Below are 18,765 nucleotides of genomic sequence, written 5' to 3'. Positions count from 1 at the left end.
CGCGGCGGGGAGGCGGCCGCATATCCGCACCTTCGCCTCTGAGGAGCACGTAGTGAGCAGCAACAACGGTGACGTCCGGCTCTGGGGCGCGCGTTTCGCCGACGGACCGGCCGAGGCGCTGGCCAAGCTGTCGGCGTCCGTCCACTTCGACTGGCGGCTCGCGCCGTACGACATCGCCGGCTCCCGCGCCCACGCCCGCGTCCTCAACAAGGCGGGCCTGCTCACCGAGGACGAGCTGACCCGGATGCGGGAAGGGCTCGACCAGCTCGAAGCCGACGTCGCCGACGGGTCCTTCACCGGCACCGTCGCCGACGAGGACGTCCACACCGCCCTGGAGCGCGGACTCCTGGAGCGCCTCGGCGCGGACCTCGGCGGCAAGCTGCGGGCCGGCCGCTCGCGGAACGACCAGATCGCCACGCTCTTCCGGATGTACCTGCGCGACCACGCCCGGACCATCGGCTCTCTGATCGCCGACCTCCAGAGCGCGCTGGTCGGCCTCGCCGAGGCCCACGCGGACGTCGCGATGCCGGGCCGGACCCACCTCCAGCACGCCCAGCCCGTCCTCTTCGCCCACCACGTGCTCGCCCATGTCCAGTCCCTCTCCCGGGACGCCGAGCGGCTGCGCCAGTGGGACGCGCGCACGGCCGTCTCCCCGTACGGCTCCGGGGCGCTCGCCGGCTCCTCGCTCGGGCTCGACCCGGAGGCGGTCGCCGCCGACCTCGGGTTCGAGCACGGCTCGGTCGCCAACTCCATCGACGGCACCGCCTCGCGGGACTTCGTCGCCGAGTTCGCCTTCATCACGGCGATGATCGGCGTCAACCTCTCCCGGATCGCGGAGGAGGTCATCATCTGGAACACGAAGGAGTTCTCCTTCGTCACCCTGCACGACGCCTTCTCCACCGGCTCCTCGATCATGCCGCAGAAGAAGAACCCGGACATCGCGGAGCTGGCCCGGGGCAAGTCCGGGCGCCTCATCGGCAATCTGACCGGCCTGCTCGCCACGCTCAAGGCGCTGCCGCTCGCGTACAACCGGGACCTCCAGGAGGACAAGGAGCCGGTCTTCGACTCCTGCGACCAGCTGGAGGTCCTGCTGCCCGCCTTCACCGGGATGATGGCCACCCTCACCGTCAACCGGGAGCGCATGGAGGAGCTGGCCCCGGCGGGTTTCTCGCTCGCGACCGACATCGCGGAATGGCTGGTCAAGCAGGGCGTCCCCTTCCGGGTCGCGCACGAGGTGGCCGGCGCCTGCGTCAAGGAGTGCGAGCAGCACGGCATCGAGCTCGACCAGCTCACCGACGAGCAGTTCGCCAGGATCTCCGAGCACCTCACCCCCGAGGTCCGCACGGTGCTCCATGTGCGGGGCGCCCTCGCCTCCCGCGACGGCCGGGGCGGGACGGCCCCCTCCGCCGTCGCCGTGCAGCTCGCCGAGGTGAAGGAAGACCTGGCCGTCCAGCACGCCTGGGCGACCGCCCGCCGGTAGCCGTACCGCTTCACCCGCGTACGGTGCCGTCGCGGGCGTACGAAGGGTGTCGCGGGCTACGTTCGGCGGGGTAGGAGTATCCGAACCCGACCCGAGGAGCCCGCGATGCCTTTCGCCGCCCTGGCCGCCGCGACGACCCCGACCGCCCACATCGGGCTGGGCCTTGCCGCCGTCGGGAGGCCCGGCTACATCAATCTCCACCGAGACCGGGACCTTCCCCCCGACCGCGACGTCGACGCCCTGCGCGCCCGCACCCACGAGCTGCTGGACGCGGCGTACGCCCAGGGCGTCCGGTACGTCGACACCGCCCGCTCCTACGGCCGCGCCGAGGAGTTCCTCGCCCAGTGGCTGGACGCCCGGCCCTCGTTCACCGACCTGGTCGTCGGCAGCAAGTGGGGCTACACCTACACCGCGGACTGGAGCGTGGAGGCGGAGGAACACGAGGTCAAGGACCACAGCCTCGCCGCCTTCGAGCGCCAGTACGCCGAGACCCGGGCGCTGATCGGCGACCGGCTCAGCCTCTACCAGGTCCACTCGGTCACCCCGGACAGCCCGGCGCTCACCGACAAGGACCTGCTCGACCGCCTCGCCGCCCTGGCCGCCGACGGGGTCACCGTCGGCCTCTCCACCAGCGGGCCCGCCCAGGCCGACGCGATCCGGGCCGCCCTCGCCGTCACGGTCGACGGCGAACCCCTCTTCCGTACGGTCCAGGCCACCTACAACGCCCTGGAGACCTCGGCCGCGCCCGCCCTCGCCGAGGCCCACGACGCCGGTGTCACGGTGATCGTCAAGGAGGGCATGGCCAACGGACGCCTCGCCGGGGACGAGGCCCCCGCCGTGTTCCGGGAGATCGCCGCCGACGCCGGCGTGGGCGGCGACGCGGTCGCCCTCGCACTGGTCCTGCACCAGCCCTGGGCGGGCGTCGTGCTCTCCGGCGCCGCCACGGCGGGCCAGCTCTCCGACAATCTGCACGCCGCCGTCGTCGACCTGGACGACGAGCAGCGGGCCCGCCTCGACGCGCTGATCGAGGAACCGGAAGCCTACTGGCGGCACCGGGCCGCCCTGCCCTGGCACTGAGGCGGCACCGGGCCCCCGGCCCGGGGTCCCGGAGGCGAGGGCCGGCGCGGGGGCTCAGGAGCTCGTCAGGACGACGAGCTCCCGGGTCGCCCGGGTCATCGCGACATAGCGGTCCACCGCCCCCTCGACGCCCTCGCCGAACTCCTCCGGGTCCACGAGGACGACCAGGTCGAACTCCAGGCCCTTCGACAGCTCCGGGGTCAGCGACCGTACGCGGGGCGTCGCCCGGAACGAAGGGGCGCCGATGACACAGGCCGTCCCGTCGTCGTGCGCGGCGAGCCAGTCGGAGAGGACGGTGTCCAGGTCCCCGGCGGGGCCGTACGTGACGGGGAGGCCGCTGCCGCGGACCGAGACCGGCACATTGGCGTCGGGGAGCACGGCCCGGATGACCGGCTCCGCCTCCGCCATGATCTCCTCCGGCGTCCGGTAGTTGACGGTCAGCGAGGCCAGGGTGATCCGGTCGAGCCCGACCCGCTCCAGCCGCTCCCGCCACGACTCGGCGAACCCGTGCCGGGCCTGCGCACGGTCCCCGACGACCGTGAAGCTCCGGGACGGGCACCGCTGGATCAGCATCTGCCACTGGGCGTCGGTCAGTTCCTGGGCCTCGTCCACGACGATGTGCGCGAACGGCCCGGCCAGCAGGTCCGGTTCGGCGCCGCTCGGCCGGTCCGCGGAGGCCAGGGTCTCCCGCAGGTCCCCGCCGCGCAGCATCACCAGCGCGCCCTCGCCGTCCGCGTCGGCGTCGATCAGGGTCTCGTCGGCGAGCAGGCTCTCGACGACCCGGTCCATCTGCTCGCGTTCGGCGGAGGCCGCCGCCTCCCGGCGCCGCCTGCGCAGGGAAGCCTCCGGGTCGCCGAGGCGCTGCCGTGCCGCGTCCAGGATCGGCAGGTCGGACACCGTCCAGCCCTGGGCGTCCGGGCGCTGCAACCGCCGGACCTCCCCGGGGGTCAGCCAGGGGGCGCACCGGCGCAGGTAGGCGGGTACGGACCAGAGGTCGCCGACGAGGTCGGCCGCGTCGACCAGCGGCCAGGCGCGGTCGAAGAGGGCGAACAGCTCCCGGTTCCGCCGCAGCGAGGCGCGCAGCGCCTCTTCCGGGGCGTCGCCGTCGTGCTTGTCCACGAGGATCGTGAGCAGCTCCTCCCAGACCTGGTCGCGTGCCTCGTTGTGCGCGGTGCCCGGGTCCGCCGCCCCGAACGCCGAGGCCCAGTCGGCGGCGCTCAGCCAGATGTCGGACCAGTGCGTCTCCACCCGCACCCCCTGGGCGGGCGGCTCCTCGTAGAAGCGGACCGCCGGCTCGATCGCCTTCACCAGCTCCGCCGACGCCTTCAGACGCGCCACCTCCGGATCGGTCTCGGCTCCCGCCGCCGCACCCTCCGGAACCAGGTCCCGCAGGGTGCACGTCTGCACACCCTCCTCCCCGAGGCTGGGCAGGACGTCGGCGACGTACCCCAGATAGGGCTCGTGCGGCCCGACGAACAGCACACCGCCCCGGCGGTGGCCCAGGCGGGGGTCGGAGTACAGGAGATACGCGGAGCGGTGCAGCGCGACGACGGTCTTCCCGGTGCCCGGACCGCCGTCGACGACCAGCGTCCCCCGCGAGCCCGCCCGGATGACGGCGTCCTGGTCGGCCTGGATGGTGCCCAGCACATCGCGCATCCGCGCCGACCGGGTGCCGCCCAGACTGGCGATGAAGGCGGACTGGTCGTCCAGTGCGGCATGCCCCGAGAAGCCCTCCGGGGCGAACACCTCGTCCCAGTAGTCGCTGATCCGGCCGCCGGTCCAGCGGTAGCGGCGCCGGCTGGCCAGGCCCATCGGGTCGGCATGGGTGGCCCCGAAGAACGGCTCGGCCGCGGGGGAGCGCCAGTCGAGCAGCAGCCGGCGGCCCGTGCTGTCGGTCAGGCCGAGCCGTCCCACGTACAGCGGCCCGGAGCCGTCCGCGGCGACCATGCGCCCGAGGCACAGGTCCAGGCCGAACCGGCGCAGGGCGCGCAGCCGGGCGGTCAGCCGGTGGATCTCCACGTCCCGGTCCATCGCCTGCCGGCTCGCTCCGCCGGGAGCCCTGCGTTCGGCCGCGAGCCGGTCGGTCAGCTCGGCGATCGACTCCTCCAGACAGTGGGCGATGGCCGCGAAGTGCTGCTCGTCCTCGGCGATCAGCGCCGGGTCGGCCTTGGGGGAGAGGCGTTCGGGAAGGTCGAAGGCGCTGGTGGTCAGGGGTTTCACGGCGTCGGTTCCGATCTGTGATGCGTACGTACGACAGGGGGCGGCGCTCGCCGGGGCCTGCGGCTTCCCCGGCCGGGCGGGGCGGGGCGTGCCGGGGCGCGGGGGACAGGCGAGCGGGGGAGCGGTCAGGCGGCGGGTGCGCCGAACCAGCGCGGCAAGACCCCGAGCAACTCCTCCTGCGCCGCCCCGGCCCACGCCACATGGCCGTCGGGCCGCAGCAGCACGGCGGGGGCGTCGAGGCCCTCGGCGGTGTCGACGACGTGATCGACCCGGTCCGCCCAGCCGGCCACGGACAGCCGGCCGGTGCGGTCGAGCAGCAGCCCGCGGCCGTCGTGCGTGAGGTCGTAGAGACGGCCCCGTCCGAGTTCCAGGTCCCGCATCCGCCGGCCGAGCAGGTCATGGCCCTCGCCGAGGTCGTAGCGGATGTCGACCGCCGTGATCATCCCGGTCAGGTACGCGTTGACCTCATCGAAGTCCATCAGCCGGGAGAGCAGCTCCCGCAGCGCGACCGCGCCCGGATCGGTGCCCAGCAGGGTGATCTGCGCGCGGGTGTTGTCGAGGACGCGCGCACCCACCGGGTGCCGTTCGCTGTGGTAGCTGTCCAGCAGCCCGTCGGGCGCCCAGCCGTTGACGGCCGCGGCCAGTTTCCAGCCGAGGTTGAAGGCGTCCTGCACCCCGAGGTTGAGCCCCTGCCCGCCGGTCGGCGGGTGGATGTGAGCAGCGTCGCCGGCCAGCAGGACCCGGCCGACCCGGTAGCGGGCGGCCTGCCGGGTGGCGTCGCCGAACCGCGAGAGCCAGCGGGGCGAGTGGACGCCGAAGTCGGTGCCGGCGACGGCGCGCAGCCGCTCCTTGAACTCCTCCAGGGTCGGTGCCGCCGCCCGGTCGTCGGACACTCCTTCGGCGGGGACGATCACGCGGAAGGTGCCGTCGCCGTTGGGGATGGTGCCGAACCGCAGCTGTGTCCTGCGGACCTCCTCGACGACGGCGGCGACCGCAGCCGGGTCCTCGGTCATCTCCATGTCGCCGAGCAGGGTCTCGACCGTGGCGGGCTGCCCGGCGAAGTCGACGCCGAGCCGCTTGCGCACGGTGCTGCGGCCGCCGTCGCACCCGACGACGTACCGTGAGCGCAGGCGCGTGCCGTCCACGAGTTCGACGGTCACCCCCTCCGCGTCCTGACTCAGCCCGGCCACCTCGCAGCCGCGACGGATCTCGGCGCCCAGCTCGACCGCACGTTCGCGGAGCAGCCGCTCGGTCACCGGCTGGAGCGTGGAGAGGCCGTAGGGGTGGGCGGTGTCCAGGCGGTCGGGCCATGGCTTCTGAATGCCGCCGAAGAAACCGCCCACCCGGAATTTCTCACTGACCGCGAGGAACCGGTCGAGGAGCCCGCGTTGGTCCATCACCTCGACACTGCGCACATGCAGTCCGCGGCCCCGGGACTCCCGGGTCGGCTCCGCCAGCTTCTCCAGCACCACCGTGTGCACAGAGGCCAGCCGCAGCTCAGCGGCGAGCATCAGCCCGGTCGGACCGCCTCCCACGACGATGACGTCGATCATCACCATTCCCCCTTCGCCGGCGTTCAGCGCGCCGGAATCATCGAAGCCGATTTCCTGGGTCCGGCTTCGGCGCATGATTCTGCGGCATATGGGGGGCCTTGCCGCAAGGCCCCCCATGCGCTATAAGTTAAGAGTGGCAAGGAGTGGTTTCACCTCCTGCCACTTTCTCTTTTCTCCTCCACCCTCGCCCTCTCCCGGCGCTCTCCGCTTCCGCGCGTCCTTCCGGCGCCATTGGCGGCGGTGCTTCCCGGCGGCGTTCCCCGGCGGTGCTCCCTTCGAGTCGGAAGGCCCGGCTGCCCTGCACCACCCCACGATGAGACGAAGATGTCTCATGTGGGTTATGGTCGTCTCATGACTCTCGACCGTGAGCAGGTGCTGCGCAGCGCCGCCGCCCTGCTGACCCGCAAATCGACCGCCACCATGGACGAGGTCGCCAGGGCGGCGGGCATCGGCCGCGCCACACTCCACCGCCACTTCGCCGGGCGCGACGCCCTGGTGAAGGCGCTGGAGAACCTCGGCATCCAGGAGTTCGAAACCGCCCTGGACGCCGCCCGGCTCGACGAGGACACCTCCGAGGAAGGGCTGCGCCGCCTGATCGCGGCCGTCGAGCCCAGTGCGGGACTGCTGTCCTTCCTCGTCAACGAGAACCAGCTCTTCGAGGGCGACGAGATCAACGAGGGCTGGAACCGGGCCGACGCCCGCGTCTCCGCCTTCTTCCGTCGCGGCCAGGAACGCGGCGAATTCCGCATCGACCTCACCCCCGCCTGGCTGACGGAAGCCCTCTACGGGCTCATCGGCACCGGCGCCTGGGCCGTCCAGGCGGGGCGGGTCGCCGCACAGGATTTCCAGCACATGATCGTCGAGTTGCTGCTCGGCGGAGCACGCCGGAGCGTGGAGCAATGACCAGCATCGACCCGAACCCGGACACCACCGACGCGGTACGCCGCCCGGGGCGGTGGATCGCGCTCGCCGTACTCGTGCTCGCCGTGCTGCTGGTGGCCGTGGACGCGACCGTCCTCGGTCTCGCCACCCCGTTCCTCAGCGAGGACCTCGCGCCCACCGGCACGCAGCTGCTCTGGATCGGTGACGTCTACTCCTTCGTCATCGCCGGCCTGCTCGTCTCGATGGGCAGCCTCGGCGACCGCATCGGCCGCAAGAAGCTGTTGCTGGTCGGCGCCGTCGCGTTCGGCGCGGTCTCCGTGCTCAACGCGTACGCGACCACACCCGAGATGATGATCGTGGCCCGGGCGCTGCTCGGTGTCGCGGGCGCCACCCTGATGCCGTCCACCCTCGCCCTGATCCGCAACCTCTTCCACGACCCGCGCGAGCGCAGCCTCGCCATCGGCATCTGGGGCGCCATGGCCTCGGCGGGCGCGGCGGTCGGTCCGGTCGTCGGCGGATTCCTGCTCGAACACTTCTGGTGGGGTTCGGTCTTCCTCATCAACCTGCCGGTGATGGCCGTCCTCGTCGTCGTCGGCATCAAGCTGATCCCCGAGTCCAAGAACCCGGCGCCCGGCCCGTGGGACATGCTCAGCGTCGGCCTCTCCCTGGTCGGCATGATCGGTGTCGTGTACGCCGTCAAGGAGACGGCCGCACACGGGGTGGGATGGCAGGCCGGGGCGGCGGCCGTCCTCGGCGGCTGCGCGCTCACCTGGTTCGTCCGCAGGCAACTGCGGCTGCCCGCGCCCCTGCTGGACATGCGGCTCTTCCACCACCGGGGCTTCTCCGGCGCGGTCCTCGCCGATCTGCTGACCATCCTCGGCCTGTCGGGCCTGGTCTTCTTCCTCTCCCAGTTCCTGCAACTGGTGCAGGGCCGTGGACCGCTGGAGGCCGGTCTCGCCGAACTTCCCGCCGCGATCGGCGCGGTGACCGCCGGCCTGCTGGCCGGATTCGCCGCCCGCCGCTTCACCGTCCGCTCCGTCGTCTCCGGCGGTCTGGCCGCGGTCGGGCTCGCCCTGGGCAGTGTGACGCTGCTCGACCAGCACACCGGCTATCCGCTGCTCGGCGCCATGCTGCTGGTCGTCGGCGTCGGCGCGGGATTCGCCTTCACCGTCACCGCCGACGTGATCCTCTCCAGCGTCCCGAAGGAGCAGGCCGGCTCCGCGTCCGCCGTCTCCGAGACCGCGTACGAACTGGGCGCGGCCCTCGGCATCGCCCTGCTGGGCTCCATCGTCACCGGTGTCTACCGGGGCTTCCCCACCCCGTCCGGCATCCCCGCCGACATCGAGTCGGCCGCCCACGAGTCGCTGGGCGGGGCGGTCGAGGCCGCCGGGGCGCTGCCCGCCGCCCAGGCGGGGCCGCTGGTCTCGGCCGCCCAGGAGGCGTTCGTCGACGGACTGCGGTCGGCCGCGGGCGTCGGCGCGGCGGTCCTGCTGGCCGCCGCCGTCGCCGCGTGGTTCCTGCTGCGGGGCCAGAAGCTGGAGGACGGCGTCGAGCACCCGTAGAGGCCGTCGGACCGGACGGAGAGGGGCCCGCGCCCGCCGGGGGCGCGGGCCCCTCTCCGCGTCTGCGCCGACGATCGGGCGGCGTTCCCCGTGACCGTCGAACCGGTCAGGCGGCCTTCGCCTTCGTCGCGTACATGTCCACGTACTCCTGGCCGGACAGCCGCATCACCTCGGTCATCACCGAGTCGGTCACCGCCCGCAGCACGTAGCGGTCTCGGTCCATGCCCTCGTACCGGGAGAACTCCATCGGCTCCCCGAAGCGCACCGTGACCTTGCCCGGCCTGGGCAGGCCCGCGCCGCCCGGCTGCAGCTTGTCGGTCCCGATCATCGCGAACGGGATCACCGGCGCGCCCGTCATGAGCGTCAGCCGCGCGATGCCCGTACGGCCCCGGTAGAGCCGGCCGTCGGGGGAGCGGGTGCCCTCCGGGTAGATCGCGAAAGCCTGTCCCTGCTCCAGTACCCGGCGCCCCGTCATCAGCGCCGCGACCCCGCCCCGCCCGCCGTCCCGGTCCACCGGGATCATGCCGCAGCCGGTGAAGAACCAGGCCATCAGCCGGCCCTTGAGGCCCTTGCCCGTGACGTACTCGTCCTTGCCGATGTAGAACACCGGCCGGTCGCAGCAGATCGGCATGATCATCGAGTCGATGAACGTGAGGTGGTTGCCCGCGAGGATCACCGGCCCGGACCCGGGGATGTTCTCGACGCCCTCCACCTGTGGGCGGAACATCAGGCGCAGAATCGGTCCGAGCACTGCCTTGATGACCGTGAGACGGGACAACGGTTCCTCCGGTGTCGTGGCCTGGCCGGCCGCGATGGACGTGGGGTCGTACGGGCGGTGGCCGGTGCCGACGGGTGATGGTCGGTGCAGGTGAGGACGATACTCGCGGGTATGCGCTGATCGCACATCGGGTTCACACGGCGGATACGCGGTGTTGACATGTGTTTCCGCCATGTTGGCCGACGGTCCGCCCTCGCGTACGTCTCCCAGCCTACGATCGGGCCTCGCTCGACCGGTCCCGGACATCACCAAGCGAGGAGCATTCATGACGGAGCGTGCGCGGACGACACCCGGCCGGCGGACCCTTCTGGGAGCCGCGGTCCTCGGCACCGCGGCCCTGGGCCTGCCCGCCACCGCCCAGGCGGCCGGGCGGGGACGCGGCCACGGATCGCTGCGCGATCTGCCCGTGCCGACGGTGATCGGCCACCGCGGGGCCAGCGGCTACCGCCCCGAGCACACCCTCGGCTCCTACCAGCTGGCCCTCGACATGGGCGCGCACATCGTCGAGCAGGACCTCGTGCCGACCAAGGACGGCCACCTCGTCTGCCGCCACGAGAACGACATCAGCGCCACCACCGACGTCGCCGACCACCCCGAGTTCGCCGACCGCAGGACCACCAAGAGCATCGACGGCCACTTGCTGACCGGCTGGTTCACCGAGGACTTCACCCTCGCCGAGCTCAAGACCCTGCGGGCCGAGGAGCGCATCCCGGGCAACCGCCCCGACAACACCCTCTACAACGGCCGGTGGACGATCCCCACCTTCGAGGAGGTCCTGCGCTGGGCCGACAAGGAGGGCCGCAAGCGCGGTGCGCCCGTCTGGCTGTACGTGGAGACCAAGCACCCCACCTACTTCCGCAAGCTGGGCCTCGGCCTGGAGGAGCCGCTCGCACGGTTGCTGCGCCGCTACGGCCGGGACCGCGAGAACGCCGCGCTCATCCTCCAGTCCTTCGAACCCGGCTCGGTCCAGCGCCTCGCCCGCCTCGTCGACACCCCGCGCATCGTGCTGCTCTCCGGCCCGAAGGAGCGCCCCTGGGACTTCGTCGAGTCGGGCGACCCGCGCACCGTCGCCGACCTGGTGAAGCCCGCCGGGCTGAAGTGGCTGGCCTCCTTCGCCCAGGGCATCGGCCCCACCCTCGACCTCGTCATCCCCAAGGACGCGTCGGGACGGCTCACCACCCCGACCACGCTGGTACGGGACGCGCACGCCAGGGGCCTGCGACTGCACCCGTACACGCTGCGCAACGAGAACAGGTTCCTGCCCGCCGACTTCCGGCGCGGCACCGACCCCAACGCCTACGGCGACGTGTTCGGCGCCTGCGCCGCCTACCTCGCCACCGGCATCGACGGCATCTTCGCCGACCACCCGGACACGGCCCTGCTCGCGGCGGCGGACTACGCGGGGCGCTGACACCGTACGGCGGCGGACAGGGCGTTCCGGTCCTCGGGGAGCGGGTTCTGCGAGGACCGGAACGCCGTCAGCCGCCCACCCCGTCATGCCCCGGTCGAGTGGTGCCGCGCGTCCGGGGCAACCACCGGCCGCCACCGGCACGTCCGCCGGGGCATGACGCTTCTCGATCACGACCTCGATCCGGCCGCTTCCACCGCCCGCGTCGTCCGCGCCCTGCACCCGCTGGTGCGCGCGGAGGCGAGGGCGGAGGCCCCGGCCGCCGGGCTCGATCCCGCCGACCTCGAACAGAGCGTCTGGGTGCGGCTGCTGGAGCGCCCCGCCGCGGCCGGGCCGCCCGCCGACGCGGCGCGCTGGGTGCGCGACTCGGTCCGGGCCGAGGCCCGCCGCGGACGCCGGACGGCCCGGCGGGAACGTCCGTACGCCGGGACGGAACCCGTCGCCGGACCGGCCGACTGTCCCGAACGAGCCGCACTCGGGGCCGCCGAACGGCGGGCGCTGCGCTCCGCGATGGCCCGGCTGCCCGGCCGCTGCCCCCGGCTGCTGGAGGCGATGTTCGCCCCCACCGACCCGACCTACCGGGAAATCGCAGGGGAGTTGGGTATGTCACAAGGGAGCTTGGGCCCGATCCGTTCCCGTTGCCTTGGATGTCTGCGCAGAATGCTCGCTGCGGAGGTTGTCGCTCCTTCCGTGCGGGAAAGGAGCGGTAGGCAACCGGTGGACAGGTGAGCGGGAGGCGTGCACACATGGGCATGAGCGTGACCATCTCGGCGGCGACGGCACAGGACGTCGAGCAGATCTTCAGACTTCAGTACCTCTGCTTCCAGCGCGAGGCGGAGCTGTACGACAACTACCGGATCGACCCGCTCGTCCAGAGCCTCGCGTCGCTGCGCGCCGAAGTCGCCGACGACCTGGTGTTCGTGGCCCGGCTCGGGGACGAAGTCGTCGGCTCGGTCCGGGGGTTCACCGACCCCGAGGGCACGGGCCTGATCGGCAAGCTCTGCGTCCACCCCCGGCTCCAGGGCCACGGGCTCGGGGCCCGGCTGCTGCTGGCCGCCGAGTCGGCGCTCTCCGCAGAGCGGGCGGCGACCCGCTTCCGGCTGCACAGCGGGCACCGCAGCGAGGGCAATCTGCGGCTCTACCGGCGGGCCGGATACGCCCAGGTCGGGGACGTCACCGGAGCGGACGGCGTCCGGATGGTCCTGCTGGAGAAGGACGCCGCCGACCAGGACTACGTGGCCAGCGCCTGACCGTGCGCCGCGCGGGGCGGGCCGGAACGGCGTCGCTACACCGCCACCGTCCTCGCGCGGCGCAGCCAGACCATCCCGGTGACCGGAAGGATCACCGGGATGAAGAGGTAGCCCATCCCGAAGTCCGACCACACGGTCGCATCCGGGAAGGCCGACGGCTCGGCCAGCGTCCACGTGCCGATGACCAGCACGCCCAGCAGCTCCGCCGCACAGCACACCAGCGCCGCACGGCGGGCCCTCTCCCCACCGCGCACCAGCGAGTACGTGATGAAGCCGTACACCAGGGCCGCGACGGCCGAGAGCACGTACGCCAGGGGCGCCCGGTCGAAGTCGACGACCATCTGGACGATCGAGCGCGAGGCCGCCGCGACCGTGAACACCCCGTAGAACCAGACCAGCACCCGGCCGGGGCCGGTGCCCAGTTCGAAGGACGGCTTCGGGGACGTCGCCACCTCGGGGCGGCCGGTGTCGCTCACGTCAGTTTCCCCAGATGTCATAGAGCCGGACTTCCAGAACCGCCAGCACGACCGCGCCCGCGGCCACCGTGACCGAGCCCCAGCGGGTCCGCTCGGTCAACGACAGGAATCCGGCCGCGGGCACGGCGGCGAACGAACCGATGAGATAGGCGAGGAACACCGCCATCCCCTGCTCCGGCCGCTCCCCGCGCGCCAGCTGCACGACACCCACCACCAACTGGGCCAGCGCCAGCACGGAGACGACCGCCATCCCGATGAAGTGCCAGTCCTTCGTCGGCTGGTCCCGGTAGGCGGCATGTCCGCACCAGGCGGCGAGGGCGAGCGCGGCCACGGTGACCGCGACCGTCAGGGCGTCAAGCATGAGTCGAGGGTATTACGGACGGAACGCCCGCCCGCGTGCGGCCCCGGCCCCGACGGGCGGGCCCGCGATCAGGTCGCGGGCCGGTGGGAGGCGGGTCGGCGGGCGGGCGCGGTCCGGGCGGCGGCGAAGGTGGCCTTGGCCACAACCGGGGGGTGAAGTTCCGCTCCCCGGATGCTCGCGCGAGCCCGGGGCCCACCCCCGTGCTTCCCTTGTCGCCGCAGGTCGCAGAGGTGTGGCGAGGCAGGGCGGGCGGTACCGGAAGGTCAGCATCCGGCCGTCCAAGGCTGTCCGCTATGCGGACAACAGGGATCGCGCCGCCGTTACGTCTGTTTTACTTGGCCCATGACCACGACGAGCAGCCGCACCCTTGCGACCGAGGCGATCAGCACGCCCGGTGCTCGTTGTATGTGTCGAATGCGCGCCTTCTGAGGGCCCCCGCCTGAGCCTCGCGCCCCGAAGCGAGACCGAGCCTGCGCCGTGCGCCCCCTGGGGAACGAGCGCGCCCGCGCATGCGCTTCCCCGGCCGACCGCCGCGTACAGCCATGCCGAGACCACGGCCGACCCAGCCCGAACAGTCTCTTCAGACGTATGCCCCGTGCCCGGCGGACACCGCGCCGCGCACTCGACAGTGACGGAAACCCCTGTGATCACCACGACGGGCCTCACGAAGGTCTACCAGTCGCGCGACCGTGAGGTCACCGCACTCGACGGCGTCGACCTGCACGTCCGCGAAGGGGAGGTGTACGGCGTCATCGGACAGAGCGGCGCCGGAAAATCCTCCCTCATCCGCTGCGTCAACCTCCTGGAACGCCCCACCTCCGGCACCGTGACGGTGGCCGGCCAGGACCTCACGGCCCTCGCCGGCCGCGGCCGGCGGGCGAGTGCGCAGCTGCGCCGGGCCCGTACCGGCATCGGCATGGTCTTCCAGCACTTCAACCTCCTGGACTCCCGCACCGTCCTGGACAACGTGGAGCTGCCGCTGGAGATCCTCGGCGTCTCCGGCCAGGAGCGCACCCGCAAGGCCAAGGGCCTCCTCGACCTGGTCGGCCTCGCCGAGAAGGCCAAGTCCTACCCCGGCCAGCTCTCCGGCGGCCAGAAGCAGCGCGTGGGCATAGCCCGCGCCCTGGCGGGCGACCCCCGGGTGCTGCTCTCGGACGAGGCGACCTCCGCGCTCGACCCCGAGACCACCCGCTCCATCCTCCAGCTGCTGCGCGACCTCAACCGGCAGCTCGGCCTGACCGTCCTGCTCATCACCCACGAGATGGACGTCGTCAAGACCGTCTGCGACTCCGCCGCCCTCATGCGCCGCGGCCGGATCGTCGAGTCCGGAACCGTCGGCGAGCTCCTCGCCACCCCCGGCTCCGAACTCGCCCACGAACTGTTCCCGGTCGGCGGGACCGCCTCCGGCCCCGACCGCACGGTCGTCGACGTCACCTTCCAGGGGGAGTCGGCCTCCCAGCCGGTCGTCTCCCAGCTCTCCCGTACGTACAACATCGACATATCGATCCTCGGCGCCGCGATGGACACCGTCGGCGGCAAGCAGATCGGCCGGATGCGCATCGAGCTGCCGGGCCGCTTCGAGGAGAACGTCGTCCCCATCGGCTTCCTGCGCGAGCAGGGCCTCGGGATCGAGGTCGTCGAGGACGGGGAGGCCGCAGCCACGATCCCCCTGGCCGCCGCCACCGTCGTCCCGGAGCGGACGCCCGCCCCGCTCACCAAGGAGGCCGTCAAGTGACCTGGTCCGAAATGCAGCCCCTGCTGGCCCAGGGCACCGTCGACACCCTCTACATGGTGCTGTGGTCCGCGCTGGTCACCGTCGCGGGCGGACTGCCGCTCGGCGTCCTGCTGGTCCTCACCGACAAGGGCGGGCTGCTCCGGAACACCGTGGTGAACAAGGTCATCGGCGTGATCGTGAACATCGGCCGCTCCCTGCCGTTCATCATCCTGCTGATCGCGCTGATCCCCTTCACCACCTGGGTCGTGGGCACCTTCATCGGACCCACCGCCATGATCGTGCCGCTCGCCGTCGGCGCCATCCCGTTCTTCGCCCGGCTCGTCGAGACGGCGATCCGCGAGGTGGACCACGGACTCGTCGAAGCCGTGCAGTCGATGGGCGGCTCCATCCCCACCATCGTCCGCAAGGTGCTCCTCCCGCAGGCCCTGCCCTCGCTCGTCTCGGGGGTCACCACCACCCTCATCGTGCTCATCGGCTACTCCGCGATGGCCGGCGCGGTCGGCGGCGAAGGACTCGGCTCCAAGGCCGTCACCTACGGATTCCAGCGCTTCGACAACCGGTTCATGCTGATCACCGTCGTGCTGCTGATCGTCATCGTCACCGTGATCCAGCTGATCGGCGACCTCACCGTCCGGCTGCTGGCCCGCCGCGGCCGCACCACCTCCTGAGGCGCCGCCCCCCGACTTTCCTCTCCACCGAGCCCGAACTCCTTGTCCGGGCGCACCACCACAAGAAAGAGGCACTTTTCGTGCGCAACAACATCAAGATCACCGCAGCTGTCGCTTCCGCCGCCGCCCTCGCCCTGGGTCTGAGCGCCTGCGGCACGGACTCCGACCCGGCCGCCAAGAGCGGGACCGGCGCGAACGCCGACACCTCCAAGGCCCTCGTCGTCGCCGCGTCCCCGACACCGCACGCCGACATCCTGGACTTCGTCAAGAAGAACCTGGCCGAGAAGGACGGCCTCAAGCTGGAGGTCAAGGAGTTCACGGACTACGTCCTGCCGAACACCGCCACCCAGAACGGCCAGGTCGACGCCAACTTCTTCCAGCACAAGCCCTACCTGGACGACTTCAACGCCAAGCAGAAGACCACCATCGTGCCCGTGGTCGACGTGCACCTGGAGCCGCTCGGCCTCTACTCCAGGACGGTCGAAGACCTGAAGGACATCAAGTCCGGCCAGACCATCGCCGTCCCCAACGACACCACCAACGGCGGCCGGGCACTCCAGCTGCTCGCCGAGAACGGCCTGATCACCCTCAAGGACGGCGTCGGCACCAGCGCCAGGCTGAGCGACATCACCGACAAGAAGGGCCTGGAGTTCAAGGAGCTGGAGGCCGCCACCGTGCCCCGCGCCCTGGACGACGTGGACGCCGCCGTCATCAACGGCAACTACGCCATCGAGGCCGGACTGAAGCCCGGCAAGGACTCCCTCGCCCTGGAGAAGGCCGAGGGCAACCCGTACGCCAACTTCCTGGCGGTCAAGGACGGCAACGAGAAGGACCCGCGCGTCGAGAAGCTCGCGAAGCTCCTCAACTCCGACGAGGTCAAGAAGTTCATCGAGGACACCTACCAGGGCTCGATCGTCCCGGCCTTCGGCGCGCCCGCCAAGTCCTGACACCCGCCCGGCACTTGCCATCGGAGCCCCGCACCGTCCCCCCGGACGGTGCGGGGCTCCGTGGTGTCGACCCGCCCATGCACAACGCCGGCCCGATGCTGCATGCTGTGCTTTTACCCGGTCTTCGGCATGGAGCTGCGCATGACTACCACCTTTCCGTCCATCTCCATCAGCACGGACAGGTTGGTGATGCGCCCCTTCGAGATGGCCGACATCCCCGCGTACATCGAGATGATGAACGACGAGATGGTCACCGCCTGGATGGACGGCCCGAACCCGTACACCCAGGTCGACGCCGAACGCTGGGTCCGCAGGATCGCCCCCGCGGAACGCACCGCGGGCCACGGCATCGCCCTCGCCGTCACCGAGTTCCTCACCCAGCGGCTCGTCGGCAGCGTCCGCCTCCTCAACACCGACTGGCGCACCCTGGCCACCGAGGTCCGCTACATCACCGCCCCCTGGGCCCGCGGCGAGGGGTACGCCACCGAATCCGTGCTCGCCATAGCCGAGTGGCTCTTCCGCGACCAGGGCTTCGAACGCGTCGAGCTGCGCACCCCCGCCGACAACACCGCCTCCCAGCAGGTCGCCCAGAAGCTCGGCTGCATCAGCGAGGGCGTCCTGCGCAACGCCCGCGTCGCCCGCACCCGGACCGAGAACGGCACCGACGGCGGCTGGACCGACATCCGCACCGACCTGATCGTCTGGGGACTCCTCCCCGAGGACCTCGAAGGAGTCGCCGAACAGCTCGCCGACGCCGGCGGCTACGGCACGTACAACGACTGGAAGTAGAGCCCGAGGCCACCCGCCGGGCCAAGGTCCGGACCAGGTACTCTCACCCCCTGCCCCGCGCACGGGCACACCCCCTCGCCCCCTCGGACACCCCAGGAGACAGACGACGATGGCCGACCGGGTCACGGTGATCGGCTGGGACGGCTCGCCACTGACCAGAGCGGCCACGGCCGCGCTCTCGGCCGCCACGCTCGTCGCCGGCGCCCCCCACCACCTCGCCCTGCCCCACGTGCCGCCGGCCGCCGAACGCATCCGCCTCGGCAGCGTCGACCTCGCCGCCCGCAGGATCGCCGGACACCGCGGCAGCGCCGTGGTCCTCGCCGACGGCGACCCCGGCTTCTTCGGCGTCGTCCGCACGCTCCGCGCCCGCGAACACGGTCTGGAAGTCGAGGTCGTCCCCGCGGTCTCCTCGGTGGCCACAGCCTTCGCACGGGCCGGAATGCCCTGGGACGACGCCCAGATCGTCGTCGCCCACCCCCGCACCCTGCGCCGCGCGGTCAACGTCTGCCGGGCCCACCACAAGGTCGCCGTCCTCACCTCACCGGGCGCCGGACCCGCCGAACTGGCCCTCCTCCTCGACGGCGTCCACCGCACCTTCGTGATCTGCGAGGAACTCGGCACCGACCGCGAGCGCGTCACCGTCCTCACCTCCGACAAGGCCGCCGACCACGCCTGGCGCGATCCCAACGTCGTCATCGTCATCGGCGGTGGCCCCGAGACCACCGCCGCCGGCGCCTGGATCGCCGGCCGCCAGCCCGCCTACCCCCAGGGGATACGGGGCTGGGCCCTGCCCGCGGACGCCTACCGGGCCGCCGGGGCCGAGCGGATGCAGGAGTCCGGCGAGGGGGAGTTCCCCGGTCTGCGCGCCGCCCAGCTCGCCCGCCTCGGCCCCCGCACCGGCGACCTGGTCTGGGACATCGGCTCCGGCAGCGGTGCCCTGGCCGTCGAGGCGGCCCGATTCGGCGCGGCCGTCCTGGCCGTGGACGAGGACCCGGCCGCCTGCGCCCGCACCGAGGCCGCCGCCCGGGCCTTCGGCGTCCCCGTCCAGGTCGTCCGCGGCCGCGCTCCGCACGTCCTGGAACGGCTGCCCGAACCGGACGTCGTACGGATCGGCGGCGGGGGAGTGGCGGTGGCCACCGCGGTCGCCGACCGCCGCCCCGAACGCATCGTCACCCACGCCTCGACGCGCGACGAGGCCGAGGCCCTCGGCGGGGCGCTCACCGACGGCGGCTACCGCGTCGAGTGCGCGCTCCTCCAGTCGGTCGACCTGGACACCACCGCCTGGACCGAGCGGGAAAGGTCGGTCGTGTTCCTGCTCTCCGGGCGCCGTTCGGACCTCGCCCCCTGACCCGCCGGGCCCGGCGCGGGAGGTAGGCTGGCCGATTGTTGTACCGCACCCGGCCGTTCGTCGCTTCGTTCGTCAATGTCCGGAAAAGTGGACTGTTTTGGTCCGCACTGTGGTACGACGCAACCCGGGGGACGCGCAACGTGGCGCAGTCCACAGTGAGCCGTGGCAGAACTGCCTGTCGCGGCGGCGAACGGCCGTGAGAATAGGAAGCTCCGCGGACGTTTCGTGCCG

17 protein-coding genes are annotated in these 18,765 nt (G+C 72.1%); 12 read left to right on the top strand and 5 right to left on the bottom strand.

The genetic code is table 11. From position 1 onward, the window contains the following. Positions 1–52: 52 nt before the first annotated feature. Together argH and ACIQMU_RS15420 are read left to right on the top strand one after the other, a co-directional pair. A complete protein-coding gene (gene argH, locus ACIQMU_RS15425; protein WP_352241633.1) occupies positions 53–1,480 on the top strand; it encodes an argininosuccinate lyase in 1,428 nt (475 codons plus the stop codon). Between the two features lie 105 nt (positions 1,481–1,585). Continuing rightward, positions 1,586–2,557, top strand: coding sequence for an aldo/keto reductase (locus ACIQMU_RS15420; protein WP_352241632.1), 972 nt, complete (start codon positions 1,586–1,588; stop codon positions 2,555–2,557). Between the two features lie 54 nt (positions 2,558–2,611). Here the strand turns inward: ACIQMU_RS15420 and helR are convergent, their stop codons facing one another. Then, positions 2,612–4,777 (bottom strand): RNA polymerase recycling motor ATPase HelR, encoded by a 2,166-nt coding sequence (helR, locus tag ACIQMU_RS15415; RefSeq protein ID WP_352241631.1) that lies wholly within the window; start codon positions 4,775–4,777, stop codon positions 2,612–2,614. A gap of 125 nt (positions 4,778–4,902) precedes the next feature. Then, on the bottom strand, positions 4,903–6,330 hold the full coding sequence (gene rox, locus ACIQMU_RS15410; protein ID WP_352241714.1) for a rifampin monooxygenase: 1,428 nt from the start codon (positions 6,328–6,330) through the stop codon (positions 4,903–4,905). Between the two features lie 351 nt (positions 6,331–6,681). Between rox and ACIQMU_RS15405 the strand changes: the two genes are divergently transcribed. Both ACIQMU_RS15405 and ACIQMU_RS15400 read left to right on the top strand, forming a co-directional pair. After that, positions 6,682–7,233 (top strand): TetR/AcrR family transcriptional regulator, encoded by a 552-nt coding sequence (locus ACIQMU_RS15405; protein WP_352241630.1) that lies wholly within the window; start codon positions 6,682–6,684, stop codon positions 7,231–7,233. After that, positions 7,230–8,774, top strand: coding sequence for an MFS transporter (locus ACIQMU_RS15400; RefSeq protein WP_352241629.1), 1,545 nt, complete (start codon positions 7,230–7,232; stop codon positions 8,772–8,774). Before ACIQMU_RS15405 ends, ACIQMU_RS15400 begins: the two co-directional genes overlap by 4 nt. Positions 8,775–8,880: 106 nt before the next feature. Here the strand turns inward: ACIQMU_RS15400 and ACIQMU_RS15395 are convergent, their stop codons facing one another. Beyond that, on the bottom strand, positions 8,881–9,552 hold the full coding sequence (locus ACIQMU_RS15395; protein ID WP_352241628.1) for a lysophospholipid acyltransferase family protein: 672 nt from the start codon (positions 9,550–9,552) through the stop codon (positions 8,881–8,883). Positions 9,553–9,817: 265 nt separating this feature from the next. Here ACIQMU_RS15395 and ACIQMU_RS15390 point away from each other — a divergent pair, with 265 nt between their 5' ends. From ACIQMU_RS15390 to ACIQMU_RS15380, 3 genes are all read left to right on the top strand, one after another. Then, the gene (locus ACIQMU_RS15390) at positions 9,818–10,963 is read left to right on the top strand and encodes a glycerophosphodiester phosphodiesterase (protein ID WP_402688998.1); all 1,146 of its coding nucleotides are present in this window, start codon (positions 9,818–9,820) and stop codon (positions 10,961–10,963) included. Between the two features lie 153 nt (positions 10,964–11,116). Then, a complete protein-coding gene (locus ACIQMU_RS15385) occupies positions 11,117–11,689 on the top strand; it encodes a sigma-70 family RNA polymerase sigma factor (protein WP_352241626.1) in 573 nt (190 codons plus the stop codon). A 17-nt stretch (positions 11,690–11,706) separates the two neighbouring features. Further along, the gene (locus ACIQMU_RS15380; RefSeq protein WP_352241625.1) at positions 11,707–12,210 is read left to right on the top strand and encodes a GNAT family N-acetyltransferase; all 504 of its coding nucleotides are present in this window, start codon (positions 11,707–11,709) and stop codon (positions 12,208–12,210) included. A gap of 35 nt (positions 12,211–12,245) precedes the next feature. Here the strand turns inward: ACIQMU_RS15380 and ACIQMU_RS15375 are convergent, their stop codons facing one another. Next, entirely contained in the window at positions 12,246–12,686 is a 441-nt protein-coding gene (locus ACIQMU_RS15375) for a hypothetical protein (protein WP_402688997.1), read from the bottom strand. Between the two features lies 1 nt (position 12,687). Then, entirely contained in the window at positions 12,688–13,047 is a 360-nt protein-coding gene (locus tag ACIQMU_RS15370; protein WP_402688996.1) for a hypothetical protein, read from the bottom strand. A gap of 643 nt (positions 13,048–13,690) precedes the next feature. On the opposite strand from ACIQMU_RS15370, the gene ACIQMU_RS15365 reads away from it, so the two are divergent. The 5 genes from ACIQMU_RS15365 (at position 13,691) to cbiE (ending at position 18,534) form a co-directional block, all read left to right on the top strand. Then, positions 13,691–14,782, top strand: a complete 1,092-nt coding sequence (locus tag ACIQMU_RS15365) for a methionine ABC transporter ATP-binding protein (RefSeq protein ID WP_402688995.1) — start codon at positions 13,691–13,693, stop codon at positions 14,780–14,782. Then, positions 14,779–15,450, top strand: coding sequence for a methionine ABC transporter permease (locus ACIQMU_RS15360; RefSeq protein ID WP_352241621.1), 672 nt, complete (start codon positions 14,779–14,781; stop codon positions 15,448–15,450). The genes ACIQMU_RS15365 and ACIQMU_RS15360 overlap by 4 nt, the downstream gene beginning before the upstream one ends. An 80-nt stretch (positions 15,451–15,530) precedes the next feature. Next, entirely contained in the window at positions 15,531–16,397 is an 867-nt protein-coding gene (locus tag ACIQMU_RS15355) for a MetQ/NlpA family ABC transporter substrate-binding protein (RefSeq protein ID WP_352241620.1), read from the top strand. Positions 16,398–16,499: 102 nt separating this feature from the next. Continuing rightward, on the top strand, positions 16,500–17,186 hold the full coding sequence (locus tag ACIQMU_RS15350; RefSeq protein WP_352241619.1) for a GNAT family N-acetyltransferase: 687 nt from the start codon (positions 16,500–16,502) through the stop codon (positions 17,184–17,186). Positions 17,187–17,295: 109 nt separating this feature from the next. Then, positions 17,296–18,534, top strand: coding sequence for a precorrin-6y C5,15-methyltransferase (decarboxylating) subunit CbiE (gene cbiE, locus ACIQMU_RS15345; protein WP_352241618.1), 1,239 nt, complete (start codon positions 17,296–17,298; stop codon positions 18,532–18,534). Positions 18,535–18,765: the final 231 nt, after the last annotated feature.

The sequence above is a fragment of the Streptomyces sp. NPDC091649 genome (assembly GCF_044756785.1).
Taxonomy (GTDB): domain Bacteria; phylum Actinomycetota; class Actinomycetes; order Streptomycetales; family Streptomycetaceae; genus Streptomyces.
This window is presented reverse-complemented; position numbering and strand designations above follow the sequence as displayed.

What these genes read in the sequence shown, in the direction of transcription:
- ACIQMU_RS15390 (WP_402688998.1), top strand. Translation starts at nt 9,818, where the DNA reads ATGACGGAGCGTGCGCGGACGACACCCGGCCGGCGGACCCTTCTGGGA.
- rox (WP_352241714.1), bottom strand. Translation starts at nt 6,330, where the DNA reads ATGATCGACGTCATCGTCGTGGGAGGCGGTCCGACCGGGCTGATGCTC.
- ACIQMU_RS15420 (WP_352241632.1), top strand. Translation starts at nt 1,586, where the DNA reads ATGCCTTTCGCCGCCCTGGCCGCCGCGACGACCCCGACCGCCCACATC.
- ACIQMU_RS15380 (WP_352241625.1), top strand. Translation starts at nt 11,707, where the DNA reads ATGGGCATGAGCGTGACCATCTCGGCGGCGACGGCACAGGACGTCGAG.
- ACIQMU_RS15405 (WP_352241630.1), top strand. Translation starts at nt 6,682, where the DNA reads ATGACTCTCGACCGTGAGCAGGTGCTGCGCAGCGCCGCCGCCCTGCTG.
- ACIQMU_RS15385 (WP_352241626.1), top strand. Translation starts at nt 11,117, where the DNA reads ATGACGCTTCTCGATCACGACCTCGATCCGGCCGCTTCCACCGCCCGC.
- ACIQMU_RS15400 (WP_352241629.1), top strand. Translation starts at nt 7,230, where the DNA reads ATGACCAGCATCGACCCGAACCCGGACACCACCGACGCGGTACGCCGC.
- cbiE (WP_352241618.1), top strand. Translation starts at nt 17,296, where the DNA reads ATGGCCGACCGGGTCACGGTGATCGGCTGGGACGGCTCGCCACTGACC.
- ACIQMU_RS15350 (WP_352241619.1), top strand. Translation starts at nt 16,500, where the DNA reads ATGCTGTGCTTTTACCCGGTCTTCGGCATGGAGCTGCGCATGACTACC.
- ACIQMU_RS15370 (WP_402688996.1), bottom strand. Translation starts at nt 13,047, where the DNA reads ATGCTTGACGCCCTGACGGTCGCGGTCACCGTGGCCGCGCTCGCCCTC.